The organism is Rhizobium indicum (assembly GCF_005862305.2).
Taxonomy (GTDB): Bacteria; Pseudomonadota; Alphaproteobacteria; order Rhizobiales; family Rhizobiaceae; genus Rhizobium; species Rhizobium indicum.
Genome location: NZ_CP054022.1, coordinates 551991 through 571716 on the forward strand (window position 1 = coordinate 551991; position 19726 = coordinate 571716).

Below are 19726 nucleotides of genomic sequence, written 5' to 3' on the forward strand. Positions count from 1 at the left end.
GTGAATTTCGCAATGCCGCGCGTTTGAACGGCATTCGGATCAAGGCCGATGCGGGGGTCAAGCGTGGCTATGCAGGTGAAGGATCGCAGCAAAGGCTCCGGGTCGCTGGTCTCACAGGTTGGCGAAAGCCTCCGGCAAGCCATATTGAGCGGCCAGTATTCCGCCGGCGACAAGCTTCCGAGCGAACACGAGCTGACCGAAACGCACAGCGTCAGCCGCACCGTCGTGCGCGAGGCGGTGGCCGCACTTCGCTCCGACGGGCTTGTCGAGGTGCGCCAGGGAGCGGGGATTTTCGTGCTCGGTGCCGATCCCGCGCTCTCCGCGCGGAAAGTCGACAAAGCCCGCGTCGCCTCCGATCTTGAGGTCCTCGAGATCAGAACACCTGTCGAAATCGAGGCGGCGGGCCTAGCGGCCCTGCGCCGCTCGCCGGCACAGGAGGAAGCGATATTCGAATGTCATCGGAAAATCCTCCAATGCATCGAGAGCGATCAATCCATTCGCGATGCGGATCTCGAGCTCCATGCCGCAATCGCCGAAGCCACGAACAATCCGCTGTTCAGGCGGTTCCTGGAATCGCAGGGCTCTGCGATCATCCCGCAGTCGAGGCTCGTCCCGGAATCGAGGACGGCCGAACAGACCGCCTATCGAAAGCTGATCCACAGGGAGCACGAGGCAATCGTCGTCGCCATCTCGGACAGGGACGAGCAGGCCGCCCGCAACGCCATGCGCGACCATCTGGTCGGAAGCCAGGCCAGGTACCGCAACTTGCTGAGGGATCTGCGAAGCTTTACGAGCTGACATCCGATCCGGAATTGCGTGGAAGCGGACTGATTATGTGCGCACGACCGGCAGGCGCCGGATGTGGCTCGAGGCGCTTGGCGCAAGGCCGCTCCTGAGCGTGGCTATTGGCGCGAATTGTCCGTTATTTGTCCGGCGCGCGCATTTTCCCCTGTCTTCAAATCGCCGAATATGACTTCATGATCAACCTGCATGGAGCAAAAAATGTCCGGCCATGATACTGTCCTTCTCGTTATCGACGCTCAAGAGTCCTTCAGACACCGCGATTACTGGGATGAAAACCTCGCTTCCGCCTATATCGATCGTCAGCAGGCTCTGATCGACGGCGCGCAAGCCGATGGAATACCCATCATCCAGATCTTCCATGTCGATGAAAATGGGCCGTTTTCGGAAGCATCCGGGTTCGTCAGCACACTCGCCCCGCTCAGGATCGCTCCCAAGGCGACGTTCAGGAAGAACCGCCATAGCGCCCTGGTCGGTTCCGGTCTCGACGTGTGGCTGACCGAGAACGGCGTCCGTCGTATCCTCGTCTCCGGCATCCGCACCGAACAGTGCTGCGAGACCACGACCCGCCATGCCTCGGATCTCGGCTATCAAGTCGACTATATCGGCGAAGCGACCCTGACCTTCCCGATGACCGATGCCGCAGGACGCACCTGGAACGCCAAGGAAATCCGGGACCGGACCGAACTGGTCCTGTCGGGCCGTTTCGCTCGGATCGCGACCGTCGAACAGGCCCTGGCTGGGCGCGGAAAGTCGCTCGCCGCATGACGGACGCCGCGCAGCCCTTCGATATTCCGGTCTTCGTCGTCGTGCCGCCGCGCGTGCTGCTGCTCGACGTGGCCGGCCCGATCGAAGTGCTGCGCAAGGCGAACCTCGAACAGCGCACAGTGCGCTTTACCGTCGCCTATATCGGCCCATCGGCGACGGTCGGCAGTTCGATCGGCCTTGCCGTTACGGGAGTCGCCGCATTGCCGGAACGCTTGCCCGATACCGCGCTTGTCATCATTGCCGGCAGCGCCGATGCCCCGATGAAAAATAGCGCCCCAGGGAACGAACAGGAGCGCGCCGACCAAGCTGCCATCGTCGCATGGCTGAAGCGCGCCATTCTTCCGGGAATTCGTCTGGTCTCGATCTGCTCGGGCGCATTGCTCGCTGCCGAGGCAGGCATGCTCGACGGCCGCGATTGCACTACCCACCATGCCTGCATAGAGGATCTGGTGAGACTCGCACCCACCGCGCGCGTCCGGGACAACCGGCTCTATGTCGAGGATGGAGACCGCCTCACGAGCGCCGGCATCACCGCCGGCATAGACCTCATGCTGCATATCGTTGCCGAAGCAGCAGGACATGCCTGCGCGCTCGCGGTGGCGCGATATCTTGTCGTCTATCTCAGGCGCGGCGGCTCGGATCCGCAGCTTTCGCCCTGGCTTGAAGGTCGCAACCATATTCACCCGGTCATTCACCGCGCGCAGGATGCGGTGGTCGCCAACCCCTCTCACGACTGGTCGGTGGCGTCGCTTGCGCACCTCAGCGGTGCCAGCCCGCGCAACCTTTCACGGCTGTTCAACGAGCAGACAGGCATGAGCGTTACGGATTTCGTCAACCTTATGCGCGTGGCTCTTGCCCGCGAGATGCTCGCCGGTTCACGGCTGGACATGGAGGCCGTCGCGATGCGCGCCGGCTTTGGCTCGGCGCGGCAGCTCCGCCGCGCCTGGAATCGTCTGAATGACGGCCCGCCGAGCGCGGCGCGGTCGAGGCTGCCCGTCGATTCATAGACTGCTCGCCGCCGGTCACCAGATCGCGATGACGATCGCGGACATATTGTCTCGCAGTTTTCACATTGAAGCGCTTGCCGCGATGGCTTGATGCTGCATGCGCTCGGAAAGAGATCCGTCTGGGCACACATCTATGGAAGGGACGGCGCATCTGGCTTAAGAAATGACTACGCGCCCGTTGCTCCCGCGATGAGGGATGCATGGATGGAATTCGACGGGCTGCTTACCCATCCGCGACTGAAAGCTAGTTGAAAGCTTCGACGTCATAGGAAGAGGCAGCATCGTGGAGGAGACACGGGTCAAGGTGGCGAGACGACGATGCTAGCAAACCACAGGAGGAGATTTCCATGCGTTCTTCACGCAGCCTTTTTCACACCGTCGCTTTTTCGACGCTTCTCGCCGCAGCATCTTTCGCGACCAGCGCCGCACATGCGGCCGATAAGATCACCATCATGGTCGGCGGTTATGAAAAGCAGATCTATCTGCCCGCCAAGCTTGCCGAATCGCTCGGATATTTCAAGGACGAGGGTCTCGACGTCGAACTGCTGAACGAAGCTGCCGGCGTCGATGCCGAAAATCAGCTTCTGGCCGGCGCCGTCCAGGGCGTGGTCGGCTTCTACGACCACTGTGTGGACCTGCAGGCCAAAGGCAAATTCGTCGAATCCATCGTCCAGTTCAGCCAGGCGCCGGGCGAAGTCGAGATGGTTTCGAGCAAACATCCTGACATCAAATCGCCGGCCGACTTCAAAGGTAAGACCCTCGGCGTCACCGGTCTCGGCTCGTCCACCAACTTCCTGACCCTCTTCATGGCCTCGAAGGCCGGGCTGAAGCCCGGCGACGTCGTGACGGTTCCGGTCGGCGCCGGCGGCACCTTCATCGCTGCCATGCAACAGGATCAGATCCAGGCCGGCATGACGACCGAGCCGACGATCTCGCGCATGATCAAGACCGGCGAGGCGAGCGTGCTCGTCGACATGCGCACGGTCGAGTCGACCCGTCAGGCGCTCGGCGGCACCTATCCGGCCGCCTCGCTCTACATGGAAGCCTCCTGGGTCGACGCGCACAAGGAAGAGGCACAGAAGCTCGCCAACGCCTTCGTCAAGACGTTGCGCTACATCAACACGCATTCGTCCGCCGAGATCGCGGACAAGATGCCGAAGGACTTCTACGTCGGCGACAAGGACGGCTACATCAAGGCTCTCGACGACGGCAAGGGCATGTTCACACCGGATGGCGTCATGCCGGAAGACGGTCCGAAGACCGTGCTTGCCGTGCTCTCGGAGTTCTCCAAGAACGTCAAGGGCAAGCAGATCGACCTTTCCAAGACCTACACGACGGAATTCGTCAAGAACGTCAAGTAAGGCGTCGCGTCGCTTCCGGTCCCAACCGGAGGCGACCTCCCGATCGATCCATGGGCATTGCGTGCACGCGCCCAAAGCACGCCTCAGGTATCATCATGCAAAATGACAAGAACCAGATCCCGGCGATCGAGCTGATCAATGTCAGCCGCCGCTTCGTCTCGCCGACTGGCAAGTCCCTTACGGCCTTGCGCGATTTCAACATGACGGTCGCCCGCGGAGAGTTCGTCGCCGTCGTCGGCCCCACCGGATGCGGCAAATCGACGACGCTCAATCTTGTGACGGGTCTCGCACGCCCAAGTGCCGGTGAAGTCCGGTTGATGGGCGGTCCGATCACCGGCATTGACCCGCGTGTCGGCTTCGCGTTCCAGACTGACGCACTCTTTCCCTGGAAGAACGTGATCGACAACGTCATGGCCGGTCCGCTGTTTCGCGGCAAGTCGCGCACTGAAGCGGAAAAGAGCGCACGCGACTGGTTGGCCCGTGTCGGCCTTTCGAAGTTTGTCCATCACTATCCCCACCAGCTTTCCGGCGGCATGCGCAAGCGCGTCTCACTGGCACAGACCTTCATCAACGAGCCGGAGATTCTGCTGATGGACGAGCCGTTTTCGGCTCTCGACGTCCAGACCCGCACCGTCATGCATGAAGAGCTCTTAAAGCTGTGGGCGGAGCGCAAGGCCTCGGTGGTGTTCGTCACCCACGATCTCGAAGAGGCCGTCGCGCTCGCCGACAAGGTCTATGTGCTGACCGCCGGCCCAGCAACGGTAAAGTCGGTCTACACGATCGATCTCCCCCGTCCGCGCGTCGTGTCGGAAATCCGCTACGAGCAGAGCTTCATCGACTATTGCAAGACGATCTGGGAGGACCTCCGCGAGGAAGTGGAGACCAGCTACCGCCGCGCGAGCGAAGCGGCCTGAGGGAGGATATCATGGCACACATCACACTTGAGGCCGGTTCGGCCACCATGTTTCGGCCGGGCACGTCGGACACGGAAATCGAGGCATCGGCGCTGAAGGCAATGCGCCGGCGCAAGACGCTGGTGCGCTTTTGGCAGATCGCCATCCTGGTCTTCGTGATCGGCATGTGGGAGCTGTCCTCAAACATGCAATGGATCGATCCGTTCTTCTATTCGAGCCCGAGCGGCGTCGTTCAGCGCCTCTACGAATGGGCAACCGAAGGCACCACGGAAGGTTCGCTCTGGTATAATCTATGGGTGACGATGGAGGAGGCCTTGATCGGCTTCTTCGCGGGTTCGATCACCGGCGTCTTCGTCGGCATCGGTCTTGGCCGCAACCGCTTCCTGTCGGACATCTTCTCCGTCTATATCAAGGCGATCAACTCGATACCGCGCGTCGTTCTTGCCCCCATCTTCATCATGATCATGGGTCTCGGCCTGCCCTCCAAGGTTGCTCTCGCCTTCATCATGGTGTTCTTCGTCGTCTTTGCAAACGCCTTCCAGGGTGTGCGCGAGGCCGACCGCAATATGATCGCCAATGCCCGCATTCTCGGCGCCTCGGACTGGCAGGTCACCCGCACGGTGGTCATCCCGTCGGCGATGAGTTGGATCTTCGCCAGTCTGCACGTGTCCTTTGGTTTTGCGATCATCGGCGCAATCGTCGGCGAATTCGTCGGTGCCCGCTTTGGGATCGGTCAGCTCATCTCGATCGCCAAGGGTACCTTCGATGCGGCCGGCATGTTCGCGGCAATCCTCCTCGTCATGGTCGTCACGCTTTTTGCCGAATACATCATGACATTGATCGAGAACCGCCTGGCGAAATGGCGTCCGCAGCAGCACCTCGATACCCAGTGATCCAATCGACCTCCTCCCAAGGCAGATCGAACAGAAGGCCGGGCGCCATGCCCGGCCTTCCCTCAATCTTGGAAAGAGCATTAGTGCGCATTCGGGTTTACGTAAGCGGAAGCCGGACCGTCACGACGAGCCCACCGCCTTCCGCATCTTCGAGTGAGACTGAACCTCCAGCGCCTTCGACAACCTCCCGAACGATCGCAAGCCCCAGACCGCTCCCCTCGGCTTCGGTCCCCATGATCCGGTAGAAGCGTTCGAAAACCTGCTCGCGCTCGCCGCTCGGAATACCCGGCCCGTTGTCTTCGACGGTGACCACGGCGTTGCCGTCCGCCTGCCCGACGGCAACGGTCACCCGTCCATTCGGGCCGGTATAGCGGATCGCATTGTCTATGAGGTTGACCAACATCTCGCGCAACATCGTCGCGTCGCCGTCGACAATGACCGGGCGGACGGCTTCCAGGCCGACGTCGATGTTGCGTCTTAGCGCCTCTTCGGCATGTGCTTCCAGGATCTCGCGGGCAGCCTTGCTAAGGTCGGTCGCATCGCTGCGCGGGCGCCGGCTTCCGGGCTCGGCCCGTGACAAGGTAAGCAGCTGGCTGGCGAGACGCGAAATCTGCTTCGTGCTGGTGCGAAGGGCGACAAGCGCCTCGTCGCGGCGAGCCGCATCGGCTTCGCGGGCCGCCACGCTCGCCTGGGTCGAAATCAGCGCCAGGGGAGTTCGCAGTTGATGCGCAGCATTCGATACGAACCGTCGCTGCGCGGCCATCTGGTTCTGGACGCGCTCCATATAGTCGTTCAGGGCGTGAACGAGCGGTCGCAGTTCGCTCTGCACCATCTCCGGCGGCAGCGGATCGAGGCGGTTGCGCCCGCGCTGGCGCAGAGCGTCCCGCAGTCTCAGAGCAGGGGCCAGGCCCCGTTGGAGCCCAAGGATGGTCACCAGGCTTGCGACGAAGACGAGCACGAACTGCTTCGAAAAGTCCGAGAGCCACAACTGCCGTCGCATCGCATACTGGCTGTTATGCGTAACGGCGACGGTCACGGAGATCGCGCCGTCATCGGGAAGGCCGACGACGGGATGGTCGAGCATCATGACGCGGATATCGGCACCGTGGAACGCGCGATCCTCGCCGGTGCGCTGGACGACCGGCAACGGCAGGTCGGGAAGGCCGCTGACCAGACTGCCCCACGCGGTAATGACCTGATAAGACACCCGGTCGCCGAAGCCCGTATCAAACATCTCCAGCGCGGCAGGCGGCACGTCCAACTGAACATTGCCGCCCTCGTCAACGCGCACGGCTTCGGCAATGACGCGCGCCGACGCCAGAAGTGTTCGATCCGTCACCAGCTTTGCTGTGGCATCAGCCGTCCAGAAGCTGTCATAAAGATTGAAGCCGATCGCCCCGCACAGGGTCAGCAGCACCCAGCAGAGCAACTGCACCCTCAGGCTCTGGCTGAGCCGCGCGATCGTCGCGCCCACCTTGGTGACGAGGCTACTGGACATGTCTGAGGAGATAACCAAGTCCGCGCAACGTGGCAATTTGAACCGAACTGCTCTCGAGCTTCTTTCGCAGCCTGTGGACGTAGATTTCAATGGCGCTCGGATCCGCCTCGTCGTCGAAACCGAACACGCTTTCAGAAAGGGCGGCTTTCGAGACTGTGTTGCCAAGCTTCGTGACAAGTTGCTCAAGCACGGCATATTCGCGCGGCGTCAGTTGCAGCAGCTCGCCTGCGACGAAAAACTGCCGCGTCCCGCCGGAGAAACGCAGGTTGCCGACGGTAATCTCGGATGATGCCCGATCCTGGCCGCGGCGGACCACTGCACGAATCCTCGCTTCAAGCTCGGCGATTTCGAAGGGTTTGGCGAGATAGTCGTCTGCGCCGCTGTCAAGCCCTGCAACACGGCCGTCCAGGCTCGCATTGGCGGTCAAGATGATAACCGGCAGCTTGTTTCCGGACTGCCGCAATCGCTTCAAAAGCGTCAATCCGTCAAGCTTGGGCAGCGCCAGGTCGAGGATCATCGCCGAATACTCCGCCACCTTGAGCATATGCTCGGCGTCCTCGCCGTCATGGGCAATGTCGATAGCGTATTGCGCCTGTCGCAGGGCTTTACCCAGCCAGGCCGCCAGATCCTTGTTGTCCTCCACCACAAGCAGTCGCATCCGACCTCCTTAGCATGGGCAGGCGGCCCGGCGGAAGCGTGACACGCTTTCCACAGCTGTTGCTTGGCCTCTATTCCCGACCGAAGCAGAAAGAGATGCTATCGCATGCGATCGCCCTAAACGTCGTCACCAAGCGCTCCCGTCGGCGCCTCCGCAATTGTCGTCGACCGCAACCGCGACGTCCCGGTCTCCGGCGCCTCGGTTCCCCAGATTTCGATCTGGGTCAGCGCCGGATAGGGCGAGGCGTCTTCGGCCTTGATCAGACCGTGCAGTTCCACCCATTCGACGATGCAGGGCTCTATCGGAAAGGCCTGGGCGACGCCCGATTTCACCAGCGGAAAACAACAGGTCTTGCCGTTCGAGAAGGTGAGGCTGACCTTTTCCCACCAGGAATCATGCGGAAAGTCGGCCCGGAGATAGAAAGCGATCTCGTCGATCCTGACCGGCCTGCCGAATTCCACCGTCAGGGCCGCTTGCGGATCGCGATTGATGCCCCAGCTCGTATAGGGCCAGAAGCCGTGATCATCGTTGGCCTTTTCGCCGTCGATCGCGTTGCGCGCTGCAAAGACCGCTTCGCCGCGGGTCTCGACATTGGCGCGCGCATGCGGAAACAGAGCCCCATTGGCGTGATCGTCCCAGGGGTTGAGGGCGAGATTGCGTCGATGGACAATCTCGTCGGGGCGCGTGCTTCGCGCTGAAAGCCGGTGGATATCGCCCCTGAAGGCATTCGGCGAATAGGGCTTGCGTTTGTCGCCAAAGGGTACGGCCAGCGAATAGGCGCATTCCTTCATATAGACCAGGCCGGGTTGGATCGCGCCATCAAGGGCGAGGAAGACATGTCCGGGCTCGGAGACCTCCACGATCACGCGATCGCCTTCGCGATAGCTATGGCGATAGACCAGGAACGTCTCGTCCCAGCCTGTGGAACTCGCCAGCACCGCCCCATCGGCGTCCACGATCTTCAGCGTCAATTCCATGCTCGCCCTCCCTAGAGCATGATGCCGAAAAGTGTGAACGATTTTCGGACGACATCATGCTCTAACTCTTTAATTTAGAACAGGATTCCGATTTTAGGCCGACCCGGCCTAAAATCATCCTGTTCTAGACGATCCGCAATCTCAGTAGCCTGCCAGCAAACGGCACACGCAGCCGATAGATCTGTTCGGGCCAGGCCGATCTCAGCCGGGCGTCGTCCACGCCGATTTCGTCGATTTCGATCTCGCCGGCGCCCTCGACGAAAATGCTGCCGAGATCGGCCAGATCGATCCTGTCCGGACCGACGGTCGGCGCCAGGCATGTCATCAGCGACAGGGCCGCTGGTTTGCCGCCGTCATAGGTGTCGACGATCTCGACATCGCGGCCGCGCAACAGGGAAACGACGCGGCGGTAGCTGTGCAACTGCGCTTCGGGGGGATAGGCGTCTGAAATATCAAGCGATATGCGCGCGCTCCCTTCGTCAAACGCGACCTCGACATCGCGCGCGCCAAAAGTTTCGCCGGCGGACTGCATGACGCCTGCGAATGTCGGCAGGTTGTGGAACGCCGACTGCATCGTCCATATCTCGTAGCGCCGCGCCGAAAAGGTTTTTGCCGTATAGGTCTCGACACCGACATCGATCAGGAACGGATGTCCGTTCTTGTAGAGCGTCACGCTTCCGACATCGTTGTGATTGTGGCCCTCGCCATTGTTGCCGCCCTTGACGGCAAGCGAAAACTGCTCGTCGCGGGCGATGAACAGGCCGATGCCGGGATAGAAGATATCGCGCCGGGATGCAGGATGCGGCGGGGCAGCGGGAAGCGTCGGGCCGACCAGCAGTTCCTGCACGCGATACCAGAGGTTCCATTCCCCCGGCAGGTGCGGATTATCGGAAGCGGCTCTGTCGGATGCAGCGAACTCAGCCAGCATCTCAGAGCCGACCGCCTGTCCGAACAGACATTCCCGCGCGCTGCAGGGTTCGACCACCGCGGAGGAATCCGCAAAGTTGAAATAATGGCGGCCGGCCACATGCATGTGAGCGATATATTCGGCCATATTGCGGATCTTCGGCTGTTGCCAAAATCGGCCGAACAGGCCCGGCGCCGCCGTATCCAGGATCGTCAAAGCACCATGCAGGCAGAGTGCGGCGTGGCGGTAATAGAGCACGCCCTCCTCGCAGGCTCCGTCCTCGGCATAGTCCTTCAGGAAGGCGTCGAGGCTGCCGAGCGCCTTTTTGACGACGGCGTGACGCGTGGGCTGATCGGTTTTCAGGGAGAAGACCGTCAACAGGACGTTCTGGCTTATCCATGGCGTCCAGTTGTTCATCCGCTCCTCGCCGCGGCCCATCCACCAGAAATGCCGGCCGAGATAGGGCGAAAGGATGCGGGTTTCGATCTCGCGCTCTATGCGTGCAGCAATCTCGGGGCTGATGCCCTCGAGCTTGTCGCGAAGCAATGCGACGACGGTGGCAAGCAGCGCCGCCGTTTCGGCGGCGAAGAGATCGACGACAGGCTGCGAATTGTCGGGAAGCGGCAAGCGCGCGCCGCTTCGTTCATAGGCGTTATGCGCCGGCAACTGCCAGCCGCTCTCCTCCGCGATCAGGAAGATGCCGTCGACGATCTTCGGCAGGAACCGCGCCCCGCCTTCGAGGAGTTCGCCGAGCACCAGATTGTTGAGCATCCGGCGCCGTGTGAAATAAAGCTCCTCGAAGCGCGCGCGGTTGCCGGTTTCGGTGAACTCCCGGTAATCCGAAGCCGTAATCAGCGGCCAGGCGCGCGCAAGCGTCTCTTCGGCCTCGCCAATGACCAGTTCCCGTACCGCTTGCGGCACAGCGCTCCATCTGGCGCGCTCGGAGCAGACCGCCCCGGGCGTGAAATCGCCCAGCACATCCGGCAGCTTTGCTGAAATCTCGCTGAACATGTCTCTCCCCGTACCGGAAAAGCATCGATGGCCGTTTGGTCTGCATGCTCACCTATCATATGTATTTTGCGCTTTCCATAAAATTCGTATGACCTGTTCAGAACTTGTTTGACCAATACCGGATATGTGCTATGTCGTTGCGGGAGGAAGAGGAGGCATCGGTGTCCCTATCGAATTCGGTCATCGCGACGGATGGCGCTCTGGCAACCTCCGGTCGGAAGGTCGCGGTCCTATCCAAGCGCCAGCGCAGGATCCGCAACGCGCTCGTCGCCTACTCCTTCATCGCGCCAAATTTCATCGGCTTTGCCGTCTTCACGCTCGGCCCGATCCTGTTCGCCTTCGCGCTCGCCTTCATGCATTGGGACGGCTCGAATGCGATCACATTCGCCGGGCTGGATAATTTTTGGCGGCTCTTCGACGACAAGGCCTTCATCGCGGCGTTCTGGAACACGGTGATCTATACTGTCGCCTCCGTGCCGGCGACGCTCATCTGCGCGCTCGGCCTCGCCGTTCTCCTCAACCAGAAGATCGCGGGGCGCGACTTCTTCCGCACGGCGATGTTCTTCCCCTATGTCGCCTCGCTGGTGGCCGTCGCGGTCGTCTGGAACATGATCTTCAATCCCGAGATGGGACCGGTGAACATGATCCTCTACACGCTCGGTCTCGATCCCAAGAACATGCCGGGATGGGCCGCCGATCGCCACTGGGCGATGGTGACGGTGATCCTCTTCGGCATCTGGAAGAACATGGGCTATTACATGGTCATCTATCTGGCCGGCCTGCAGGGCATCAATTCGGAGCTCTATGAGGCCGCCGATCTCGATGGCGCCAATTCCTGGCAGAAGTTCATCCATGTCACCGTGCCGCAGCTCGGGCCGACGACCTTCTTCGTCACCGTCATGCTGACGATCCAGTCCTTCAAGGTGTTCGACCAGATCTACATGATCACCCAGGGCGGGCCCGGCACCTCGACGCTCGTCCTCGTCTACCACATCTACAACGAGGCCTTCATTTCCTGGGATCTCGGCTATTCCAGCATGGTCGCGCTGGTGCTGTTTTTCCTCGTGCTTGCGGTCACGGTCTTTCAGTTCCGGCGCCAGAGGGAGGACGGCGAATGAGGATCGCAGGACGCAAGGTTACCCTCAAATCCGTCGCGATCTACGCCATCGTCATCGCCGTCACGCTCATCATGCTGATGCCCTTCGCCTGGATGCTTTCGGCATCGCTGAAGCTCAGCCGTGACGTCTTCGCCTTCCCGATCGAGTGGATACCGTCCGAGCCGCAATGGCATAACTACGTCGATATCTGGACGAAGATCCCGCTTGCGCTCTTCATCTACAACACGTCGAAGCTTACGATCATCGTCACGCTGTTGCAGCTTTTGACCTCCAGCTTTGCGGCCTACGCCTTCGCCAAGCTGAATTTCCCCTACAAGAACACCCTGTTCCTCGGCTACATCGCCACGATCGCCATGCCCTGGCAGGTCTATATGGTGCCGCAATTCCTGCTGATGCGCGAATTCGGCCTCAACAACACCCACCTGGCGCTGATCTGCCTGCAGGCTTTCACCGCCTTCGGCGTCTTCCTGATGCGGCAGTTCTACATGTCGATCCCGACCGAACTCTGCGAGGCGGCCCGCATCGACGGCATGAACGAGTATCAGATCTGGGCGCGCATCATGCTGCCGCTGTCGAAGCCCGCGCTCTCGACACTGACGATCTTCACCTTCGTCACCACCTGGAACGATTTTCTCGGGCCGATGATCTACCTCACCAAGACCGAGCTGAAGACCGTCCAGATCGGCCTGCGCATGTTCATCTCGCAATATTCGGCCGAATACGGGCTCATCATGGCAGCCTCCGTCGTCGCCCTCATTCCGGTTCTCGTCGTCTTCCTCTCTCTCCAGCGCTTCTTCGTCGAAGGCATCGCCTCGACGGGACTGAAGGGTTAAATCCATGAACGCCGTCTCGTCCGTCGCCCCACAGCCGATCACCGACCCGGAGGTCAAAGCCGCGCTCGATCTTGCCGTCAGGCAGATCAGGCGCAACCTCCCCCAGTTCACCCATGCCTCGCAGAACCATTCGAGCGTCGGAAATTTCTATCCCGCGGTGGCGAACGATCAATGGACCGCGGGTTTCTGGCCCGGAGAGCTGTGGCTCGCTTTCGAGCACAGCGGCGAGGCGGTTTTCCGGGATGCCGCGCAGATCCAGGTCCAGTCGTTCCTGCATCGGATCGTGAACCGCATCGAGACCGACCATCACGACATGGGCTTTCTCTATTCGCCCTCCTGCATCGCCGCCTGGAAGCTCGTCGGAGACGAGGATGGCCGCAGGGCCGGCATCCTGGCCGCCGACCAGCTGATCGAGCGTTTTCAGCCCATCGGCCAGTTCATCCAGGCCTGGGGCCGCAAAGGCAAGGCGGAGGAATACCGCTACATCATCGACTGCCTGCTGAACCTGCCGCTTCTCTACTGGGCGAGCCGCGAAACCGGCGATCCTAAATACCGCGAGATCGCGCTCATTCACGCCCGCACCACACTCGCCAACTCGGTTCGGCCGGACGATTCCACCTATCACACCTTCTATATGGACCCGGTCACCGGAGCGCCGGTGCGCGGCGCCACCAAGCAGGGTTACAAAGACGACAGCGCCTGGGCGCGCGGACAGGCCTGGGCAATCTCGGGAATGGCGCTCTCCTATCGCTATGAGCGGATCGATGAATATCGCCAGACCTTCGACCGGCTGCTCGCCTTCTATCTCAACCGGCTGCCTGCCGACATGGTGCCTTATTGGGATCTCGTCTTTTCGGACGGCGACGGCGAGCCGCGCGACAGCTCGTCGGCGTCGATCACCGCCTGCGGCCTTCTGGAAATGGCCGATCTCGCCGAGCCGGAACCGGCAGCACGCTATCGCATGCTGGCGCGGCGCATGATGAAGAGCCTTGCGGATCATTATGCGGTCAAGGACCCCACGATCTCCAACGGCCTGGTGCTGCACGCCACCTATTCGAAGAAATCGCCGTTCAACACCTGCCGCGGCGAGGGTGTCGATGAATGCGTCTCCTGGGGAGATTATTATTACATGGAAGCTTTGACGCGCCTTTCGCGCAACTGGTCTTCCTATTGGTGAATTCAGGAGAACCCGATGGCCAGCATTTCGCTTAAAGAGCTGAACAAGAGCTACGGTGCGCTCACCGTCGTCCACGACATCGACCTCGAGATCGCCGACAAGGAATTCATCATTCTGGTCGGCCCCTCCGGCTGCGGCAAATCGACGACGCTGCGGATGATCGCCGGTCTCGAGGAGATATCGGGAGGAGAGCTCAAGATCGGCGGCGACGTCATGAACGACGTTCCTTCCAAGGATCGGGATATCGCCATGGTCTTCCAGAATTATGCGCTCTATCCGCATATGACCGTCTACAAGAACATGGCTTTCGGCCTGCAGCTCAGGAAGGTGTCGCGCGACTTCATCGATGCCCAGGTGCAGGACGCCGCCAGGATCCTCGACATCTCTCATCTCCTGAACCGCAAGCCGAAGGCCCTTTCGGGCGGCCAGCGCCAGCGCGTCGCGCTTGGCCGCGCCATGGTGCGCAATCCGGCCGTCTTCCTGCTCGACGAGCCGCTTTCCAATCTCGATGCCAAGCTGCGCGGAACGATGCGCTCCGAAATCACCAAGCTGCACAAGCGACTCAACGCCACCTTCATCTACGTCACCCATGACCAGGTGGAAGCCATGACCATGGCGGACCGGATCGTCGTCATGAAGGACGGGCACATCCAGCAGGTCGATACGCCGCAGAACCTCTATGACCGCCCCGTCAACATGTTCGTCGCCGGTTTCATCGGCGCGCCCCAGATGAACATGCTGCCCTCGACCATTCTGCGCCGGGGCGATGGCTACGTCGCCGTCTTCGACGGCCGGGAACTGCCGCTGCCTGCCCATTTCGACAAGAGCAGGATCGCCCCCTACGAGGGCCGCGAACTGGTGCTCGGCATCCGTCCGGAGAATTTCCACGAACTGCCGCCGGCCGACATCGCACCGGAGAACCTGGCGCCGCTCAAGGCGATCGTCGAACTTGCCGAGCCCATGGGCTCGGAAGTGCACCTGAACATGGTGGCGGGCGGGCGCAATCTGATCGCCCGGGTCTCGCCGCGCTACCGGCCCGATATTGGCGAGGAGGCGACGCTGGTCGCCGATATGACCAATGCGCAGCTGTTCGACAAGGAAACGGAACGCTCGATTCTATACTGAGGCGCCTGCGGGAGATGGCTATGCAGTGGTTGCGGGACATGTGGACGAGGGAGGGACCGGGCATTCCGAAGGATGCGCCCAAGAGGACCGGCCTTGCCTTGTTCGCCGAGATCCTCGTCCGCGAGTGGTGGGAGATGGTCAAGCTGAACATCCTCTTCATCCTGGCCGCCCTCTTCGTCGTGACGCTACCGGCAGCGCTCGCCGCCATGGCCCGGGTCTCGGTAGCCTTGGTGGAAGATCGCAACACCTATCTTCTCAGGGACTTCACGGAAGCTTTTCTGCGCTACTTCTGGCGCGCCACCGCCTGGGGCCTGGCGTTGGGCGGCGCGCTCGCAATCGGCCTCTATGCGATCGCCACCTATGCCGCAGGCGCACGCGACAATCTGTTGCTCAGCGCACCGCTGACGGTCGCCCTCGTCGCCACCGCCTATGTCGCGGTCCTCGCCTGCCATCTCATCGTTCTCATGGTGATGCGCGATCTGCCGGCTCTTAGGCTGCTGCGCCTCGCCGCGCTCGCCTCCGTCATCCGTCCGCTCCCGGCGCTTGCCGCGCTCGCCTTTGCCGCCAGCCTTTGGCTGGCGCACATCCTCTTCTATCCGGTTTCCGTGTTCATGCCGGCAACCTTCAATTTTTCACTCGGAATGTTCGCCGTCGCATTCGGCGTCCATCGGGCGGCGGTGACGGTTCTAGACCTGCCAAACGCAACACAGCCGCACCGCGAACCGCATACGAGACGCTTCATAAAATAACTGATCCAGAGATGATCCAGGGAAGGAGAACGGGAATGTATTTGGATAAATTCGGGGGGACGGTGAAACTTGCCGTGGCGGGTTTCACCTTGGCCGCGATGACGGCCGGGGCAGCGCTTGCCCAGGACGCCGGGACGCTCAAATGGGCTTTGTGGGACTGGGACAAGACCGCCTATTACAAGCCTCTGATCGAGGCCTATCAGGCCAAGCATCCCAACGTGAAGTTCGAGCCGATGGACCTCGGCTCGCAGGACTACCAGCAGATGATCTCGACGCAGCTGACCGGCGGCTCCAAGGACATCGACATCGTCACCATCAAGGATGTGCCGGGCTACACCAATCTGGTGCGCGCCGGCAACATCGCCGATCTCAGCGGCTTCGTGAAGGATCAGAAAATCGACCCGGCTCCTTATGGCGGCCTGATCGAGGAGCTGACCATCGACGGCAAGATCTACTCGCTGCCGTTCCGGTCCGACTTCTGGGTCGTCTATTACAACAAGGACATATTCGACAAGGCAGGCGTCGCCTACCCCACCAATGACATGACCTGGGCGCAGTTCGACGAGACCGCCGAGAAGCTTTCGGGCGGCATGGGCACCAACAAGACCTACGGCGCGCTTCTGCATACCTGGCGCTCGACCGTTCAACTGCCCGCCATCCTCGACGGAAAACACACGCTGGTCGACGGCGACTACGGCTTCCTGAAGCCCTGGTACGAGAGGGCGCTGACCCTGCAGAAGGATGGCGCAATTCCCTCCTATGCCTTCCTGAAGACGTCGAACACACATTATTCGGCGCTCTTCTTCAATGGCACGATCGGCATGCTGCCGATGGGCACCTGGTTCGTCGGCACCCAGATCACCAAGGTGAAATCGGGTGAATCGAAGAGCAAGAACTGGGGCATCGTGAAGTTCCCGCATCCCGACGGTGTGGCGACCGGCACCACCGCTGCGCAGATCTCGGGCTTGGCGGTCAACGCCAATTCCGTTCACAAGGATGCCGCGCTCGATTTCATCAAGTTCGTCACCGGTCCTGAGGGCGCAGCAGTCATCGCGTCGACGGGCACCTTCCCCGCGCTCAAGACGGATGACGTTAGCGCCCAGATCGCGGCAACACCCGGCTTTCCTGAGGATGCGGCCAGCAAGGAGGCGCTGAAGCCGTCGAAAACCTACCTGGAGATGGCGGTCAACCCGAACGCGGCCAAGATAGAGGTCGTGCTCAACCGTGCGCATGACGCGATCATGACCGACAGTACCTCCGTCGATGACGGGCTGAAGGAAATGACCGAAGGCGTGAAGGCGATCAAGTAGGCGTCCAGAAATGTCGACGGCCGCGGGCAATATCTGCCCGCGGCTGATCCTGTTTTTCATGAATTTCGAGCCTGACAATGACTTATGATCCCGCCCGGGCCAATCCGCTTTTCGGCAATCCCTTGAAGACACGCGACGACCTCGCCAAGGCCGTCATCGATCTCTTCGAGCCGCTGCTGCCGTATTTTTCCGAGGGCGGCGCCCGTGTGCGCCTCGGTGCGGCCGGCGCGATCTTCGATCGGGCGGCGGCGGATCTGGAGGGATTTGCGCGGCCGCTCTGGGGGATCGTTCCGCTCGTTGCCGGCGGCGGCGCGTTTCCGCACTGGGATCTCTATCGCCGCGGGCTGGCAAACGGCACCAATCCGGCTCATCCCGAATATTGGGGCGATCTTGCCGACCGCAATCAGCGGCTGGTCGAGCTCGCCGCCGTCGGCTTCGCCCTGGCGCTCGTGCCCGAGCACATCTGGGAACCGCTCGACGACAGCGAGAAGAAGACGGTCGCTGCCTATCTTCTCAGAGCGCGCGAGCTGGAATTCATCGACAACAACTGGAAATTCTTCCGCGTGCTCATCGATCTCGGGCTGGAACGCGTGAGCGTGGCGTTCGATCACCGGAAAACCCTCGCCTATCTCGACGAAGTGGAGGCTTTCGACCTCGGAGAAGGCTGGTATCGCGACGGGCCGGTCCGGCGGGTCGATCATTACATTCCCTTCGCCATGCATTTCTACGGCCTGATCTATGCGGTGCTCGCCAAAGGCGACGAGGCGCGCAAGGTTCGTTTCCGCGATCGTGCCGAGATCTTCGCCAGGGATATCCGCCACTGGTTCGGCCCCGATGGCGCAGCCCTTGCCTTCGGCCGCAGCCAGACCTACCGCTTTGCAGCGGGCGGCTTTTGGGGCGCGCTTGCCTTTGCCGGCGTCGAAGCGCTGCCCTGGGCGGAGATCAAGGGCTATTACATGCGACATATCCGCTGGTGGTCGGCGATGCCGATTGCCGATCGCGACGGCGTTCTTTCGGTCGGCTACGGCTATCCGAACCTCTTCATGAGCGAGAGCTACAACTCGCCCGGTTCGCCCTATTGGGCGCTGAAATTCTTCCTGCCGCTCGCCCTTCCAGGGGATCATCCGTTCTGGGCTGCCGAGGAGGCGCCGCAGCCGGAATTTCCGGAGCCGGTTGCGCTGAAGCCGGCGGGAATGGTCGCCATGCACACGCCGGGCAACGTGGTCGTGCTCTCCTCAGGGCAGCAGCACGACAAGATGCGCGGCGCAAACGAGAAATATTCGAAATTCGTCTATTCCACCCGCTACGCCTTCAACATCGAAGCCGACGATCGGAATTTCTCCGCCGCAAGCTTCGACGGCATGCTCGGCCTCTCCGATGACGGCGTCCATTTCCGCATGCGGGAAACTCTCGAAGAAGCGTTGATCGCTGGCGACCTGCTCTATTCGCGCTGGCGCCCCTGGAGCGATGTCACGGTCGAAACCTGGCTGCTTCCCGAAAGCCCATGGCACATCCGCATTCACCGCATCGCCACACCACGCGCCCTGATGACCATCGAGGGCGGCTTTGCGATCGAACGCGCGGATTTCAATGCCGACCGCTCCGATATAAGGGATGGCCGAGCTGTCTGCTACGGGCAGACCGACGTCAGCGCGATCGTGGATCTATCGCCCAATCGAAGGTCCGGCCATGCGATGAGCCCGATCCCGAACACCAACCTCATCCACGCCAAGACCCTGCTGCCGCAGTTGCGCGGCGACATCGGCGCAGGCACCATCGTGCAGGTGACCGCCGCGATGGCCCTGCCCAGTCGCGAGAATTGGGCAAAAGCGCTCGATAACCCGCCCGCCTGCCCCCGCCTCGAAGAGGTGGAGCAGCTCTTTCGCCAGAACGGCGAGCGGGTGTCGGCATTCGCCCTCCAGACATAGCCTGGGATTGGGGGAACAGGAGTGACTATCGTGCGGTCAACTCGGCACGGTATGCTTCTGCAATGCGCTGCGCCAACTCTGCCATTTGATCGTCAGGTATCTGCAGGACCCCATACTCCGCCATCAGCGCATGGTATTGCTGCTCTTCGAGAGGCACGCCTGAAGGCAAGGGAACGACATGAAAATGCAGGTGGCTATTGGCTTGCTGGCTGCCGAGCGAAAGCACATAAATTCGCTCGGCGTCGAACACGCTCTTGAGGGCACGCGACAAGACGTGCACCTTCTCCTGTAGTCGAAGATATTCATCCGTCGACATATCCCGCGCCAGATCCTCACGATGCGCCTTCGGACAGACAAGGCAATAGCCGGGTAGAGTGGGATATTTGCTCAGGAAAATGATCGTCTCACCGTCTTCAAAAACGCGATGATGAAAGAAGTCAGGGTCATTAGAGACCAAGCCGCAAATAAAGCATGACCTTGTTCCGATGTCATGCGTATAGGCCTTGAGATCAAATGGTTGGCGTTCGCTCATCCTGAACCTCCGTCGTCTCACGCGCCGAGGCGTATCCGATCGTCAAATTGGTGCGGCAGCCGATATTGGGAAGTCAAATCGATCCTGCCATCAAATCTGTCCACGGGTGCATATGCGAGGTTATGGTCGTCCTGACACTCCCGATTGCAATCGATTTTG

General features: G+C 61.2%; 18 protein-coding genes. 13 read left to right on the forward strand and 5 right to left on the reverse strand.

Annotated features, from left to right (window positions below):
- Positions 1-69: 69 nt before the first annotated feature.
- The 6 genes from FFM53_RS26940 (at position 70) to FFM53_RS26965 (ending at position 5744) form a co-directional block, all read left to right on the forward strand.
- On the forward strand, positions 70-798 hold the full coding sequence (locus tag FFM53_RS26940; RefSeq protein ID WP_246413304.1) for a FadR/GntR family transcriptional regulator: 729 nt from the start codon (positions 70-72) through the stop codon (positions 796-798).
- A 192-nt stretch (positions 799-990) separates the two neighbouring features.
- Positions 991-1569 (forward strand): isochorismatase family protein, encoded by a 579-nt coding sequence (locus FFM53_RS26945; protein ID WP_172643800.1) that lies wholly within the window; start codon positions 991-993, stop codon positions 1567-1569.
- Positions 1566-2576, forward strand: a complete 1011-nt coding sequence (locus tag FFM53_RS26950; RefSeq protein ID WP_138388737.1) for a GlxA family transcriptional regulator — start codon at positions 1566-1568, stop codon at positions 2574-2576. Before FFM53_RS26945 ends, FFM53_RS26950 begins: the two co-directional genes overlap by 4 nt.
- 347 nt (positions 2577-2923) lie before the next feature.
- The gene (locus tag FFM53_RS26955; protein ID WP_138388736.1) at positions 2924-3937 is read left to right on the forward strand and encodes an ABC transporter substrate-binding protein; all 1014 of its coding nucleotides are present in this window, start codon (positions 2924-2926) and stop codon (positions 3935-3937) included.
- 95 nt (positions 3938-4032) lie between these two features.
- The gene (locus FFM53_RS26960) at positions 4033-4851 is read left to right on the forward strand and encodes an ABC transporter ATP-binding protein (RefSeq protein WP_029871310.1); all 819 of its coding nucleotides are present in this window, start codon (positions 4033-4035) and stop codon (positions 4849-4851) included.
- Between the two features lie 11 nt (positions 4852-4862).
- On the forward strand, positions 4863-5744 hold the full coding sequence (locus FFM53_RS26965) for an ABC transporter permease (RefSeq protein ID WP_062942872.1): 882 nt from the start codon (positions 4863-4865) through the stop codon (positions 5742-5744).
- Positions 5745-5841: 97 nt separating this feature from the next.
- Here FFM53_RS26965 and FFM53_RS26970 read toward each other — a convergent pair whose 3' ends face one another.
- The 4 genes from FFM53_RS26970 to FFM53_RS26985 all read right to left on the reverse strand — a co-directional run bounded on the left by FFM53_RS26970 (position 5842) and on the right by FFM53_RS26985 (position 10795).
- Positions 5842-7242 (reverse strand): sensor histidine kinase, encoded by a 1401-nt coding sequence (locus tag FFM53_RS26970; protein ID WP_138388735.1) that lies wholly within the window; start codon positions 7240-7242, stop codon positions 5842-5844.
- Entirely contained in the window at positions 7232-7900 is a 669-nt protein-coding gene (locus FFM53_RS26975) for a response regulator (protein WP_138388734.1), read from the reverse strand. The genes FFM53_RS26970 and FFM53_RS26975 overlap by 11 nt, the downstream gene beginning before the upstream one ends.
- 116 nt (positions 7901-8016) lie before the next feature.
- Positions 8017-8877: a carbohydrate-binding protein gene (locus FFM53_RS26980; RefSeq protein ID WP_138388733.1), complete on the reverse strand. Its 861-nt coding sequence runs from the start codon at positions 8875-8877 to the stop codon at positions 8017-8019.
- Positions 8878-9001: 124 nt separating this feature from the next.
- Entirely contained in the window at positions 9002-10795 is a 1794-nt protein-coding gene (locus tag FFM53_RS26985; protein WP_138388732.1) for a heparinase II/III domain-containing protein, read from the reverse strand.
- A 131-nt stretch (positions 10796-10926) separates the two neighbouring features.
- Between FFM53_RS26985 and FFM53_RS26990 the strand changes: the two genes are divergently transcribed.
- The 7 genes from FFM53_RS26990 to FFM53_RS27020 all read left to right on the forward strand — a co-directional run bounded on the left by FFM53_RS26990 (position 10927) and on the right by FFM53_RS27020 (position 19035).
- Complete coding sequence (locus FFM53_RS26990; protein WP_138388731.1) at positions 10927-11913, forward strand: carbohydrate ABC transporter permease; 987 nt, start codon at positions 10927-10929, stop codon at positions 11911-11913.
- Positions 11910-12746: a carbohydrate ABC transporter permease gene (locus FFM53_RS26995; RefSeq protein WP_018245934.1), complete on the forward strand. Its 837-nt coding sequence runs from the start codon at positions 11910-11912 to the stop codon at positions 12744-12746. Before FFM53_RS26990 ends, FFM53_RS26995 begins: the two co-directional genes overlap by 4 nt.
- Before the next feature lie 4 nt (positions 12747-12750).
- Positions 12751-13923, forward strand: coding sequence for a glycoside hydrolase family 88 protein (locus FFM53_RS27000; RefSeq protein WP_138388730.1), 1173 nt, complete (start codon positions 12751-12753; stop codon positions 13921-13923).
- A 15-nt stretch (positions 13924-13938) separates the two neighbouring features.
- Positions 13939-15048, forward strand: coding sequence for an ABC transporter ATP-binding protein (locus tag FFM53_RS27005; RefSeq protein ID WP_138388729.1), 1110 nt, complete (start codon positions 13939-13941; stop codon positions 15046-15048).
- Positions 15049-15068: 20 nt separating this feature from the next.
- Positions 15069-15797, forward strand: a complete 729-nt coding sequence (locus tag FFM53_RS27010; protein WP_138388728.1) for a DUF624 domain-containing protein — start codon at positions 15069-15071, stop codon at positions 15795-15797.
- A 35-nt stretch (positions 15798-15832) separates the two neighbouring features.
- On the forward strand, positions 15833-17107 hold the full coding sequence (locus FFM53_RS27015; protein WP_138388727.1) for an ABC transporter substrate-binding protein: 1275 nt from the start codon (positions 15833-15835) through the stop codon (positions 17105-17107).
- 77 nt (positions 17108-17184) lie between these two features.
- The gene (locus tag FFM53_RS27020; RefSeq protein ID WP_138388726.1) at positions 17185-19035 is read left to right on the forward strand and encodes a DUF2264 domain-containing protein; all 1851 of its coding nucleotides are present in this window, start codon (positions 17185-17187) and stop codon (positions 19033-19035) included.
- A 25-nt stretch (positions 19036-19060) separates the two neighbouring features.
- Here FFM53_RS27020 and FFM53_RS27025 read toward each other — a convergent pair whose 3' ends face one another.
- Positions 19061-19567, reverse strand: coding sequence for an HIT family protein (locus FFM53_RS27025; protein ID WP_138388725.1), 507 nt, complete (start codon positions 19565-19567; stop codon positions 19061-19063).
- Between the last annotated feature and the right edge of the window lie 159 nt (positions 19568-19726).

Coding starts and splice junctions, on each gene's coding strand:
- FFM53_RS26940 (WP_246413304.1), top strand. CDS start 70: ATGCAGGTGAAGGATCGCAGCAAAGGCTCCGGGTCGCTGGTCTCACAG.
- FFM53_RS26945 (WP_172643800.1), top strand. CDS start 991: ATGGAGCAAAAAATGTCCGGCCATGATACTGTCCTTCTCGTTATCGAC.
- FFM53_RS26950 (WP_138388737.1), top strand. CDS start 1,566: ATGACGGACGCCGCGCAGCCCTTCGATATTCCGGTCTTCGTCGTCGTG.
- FFM53_RS26955 (WP_138388736.1), top strand. CDS start 2,924: ATGCGTTCTTCACGCAGCCTTTTTCACACCGTCGCTTTTTCGACGCTT.
- FFM53_RS26960 (WP_029871310.1), top strand. CDS start 4,033: ATGCAAAATGACAAGAACCAGATCCCGGCGATCGAGCTGATCAATGTC.
- FFM53_RS26965 (WP_062942872.1), top strand. CDS start 4,863: ATGGCACACATCACACTTGAGGCCGGTTCGGCCACCATGTTTCGGCCG.
- FFM53_RS26970 (WP_138388735.1), bottom strand. CDS start 7,242: ATGTCCAGTAGCCTCGTCACCAAGGTGGGCGCGACGATCGCGCGGCTC.
- FFM53_RS26975 (WP_138388734.1), bottom strand. CDS start 7,900: ATGCGACTGCTTGTGGTGGAGGACAACAAGGATCTGGCGGCCTGGCTG.
- FFM53_RS26980 (WP_138388733.1), bottom strand. CDS start 8,877: ATGGAATTGACGCTGAAGATCGTGGACGCCGATGGGGCGGTGCTGGCG.
- FFM53_RS26985 (WP_138388732.1), bottom strand. CDS start 10,795: ATGTTCAGCGAGATTTCAGCAAAGCTGCCGGATGTGCTGGGCGATTTC.
- FFM53_RS26990 (WP_138388731.1), top strand. CDS start 10,927: ATGTCGTTGCGGGAGGAAGAGGAGGCATCGGTGTCCCTATCGAATTCG.
- FFM53_RS26995 (WP_018245934.1), top strand. CDS start 11,910: ATGAGGATCGCAGGACGCAAGGTTACCCTCAAATCCGTCGCGATCTAC.
- FFM53_RS27000 (WP_138388730.1), top strand. CDS start 12,751: ATGAACGCCGTCTCGTCCGTCGCCCCACAGCCGATCACCGACCCGGAG.
- FFM53_RS27005 (WP_138388729.1), top strand. CDS start 13,939: ATGGCCAGCATTTCGCTTAAAGAGCTGAACAAGAGCTACGGTGCGCTC.
- FFM53_RS27010 (WP_138388728.1), top strand. CDS start 15,069: ATGCAGTGGTTGCGGGACATGTGGACGAGGGAGGGACCGGGCATTCCG.
- FFM53_RS27015 (WP_138388727.1), top strand. CDS start 15,833: ATGTATTTGGATAAATTCGGGGGGACGGTGAAACTTGCCGTGGCGGGT.
- FFM53_RS27020 (WP_138388726.1), top strand. CDS start 17,185: ATGACTTATGATCCCGCCCGGGCCAATCCGCTTTTCGGCAATCCCTTG.
- FFM53_RS27025 (WP_138388725.1), bottom strand. CDS start 19,567: ATGAGCGAACGCCAACCATTTGATCTCAAGGCCTATACGCATGACATC.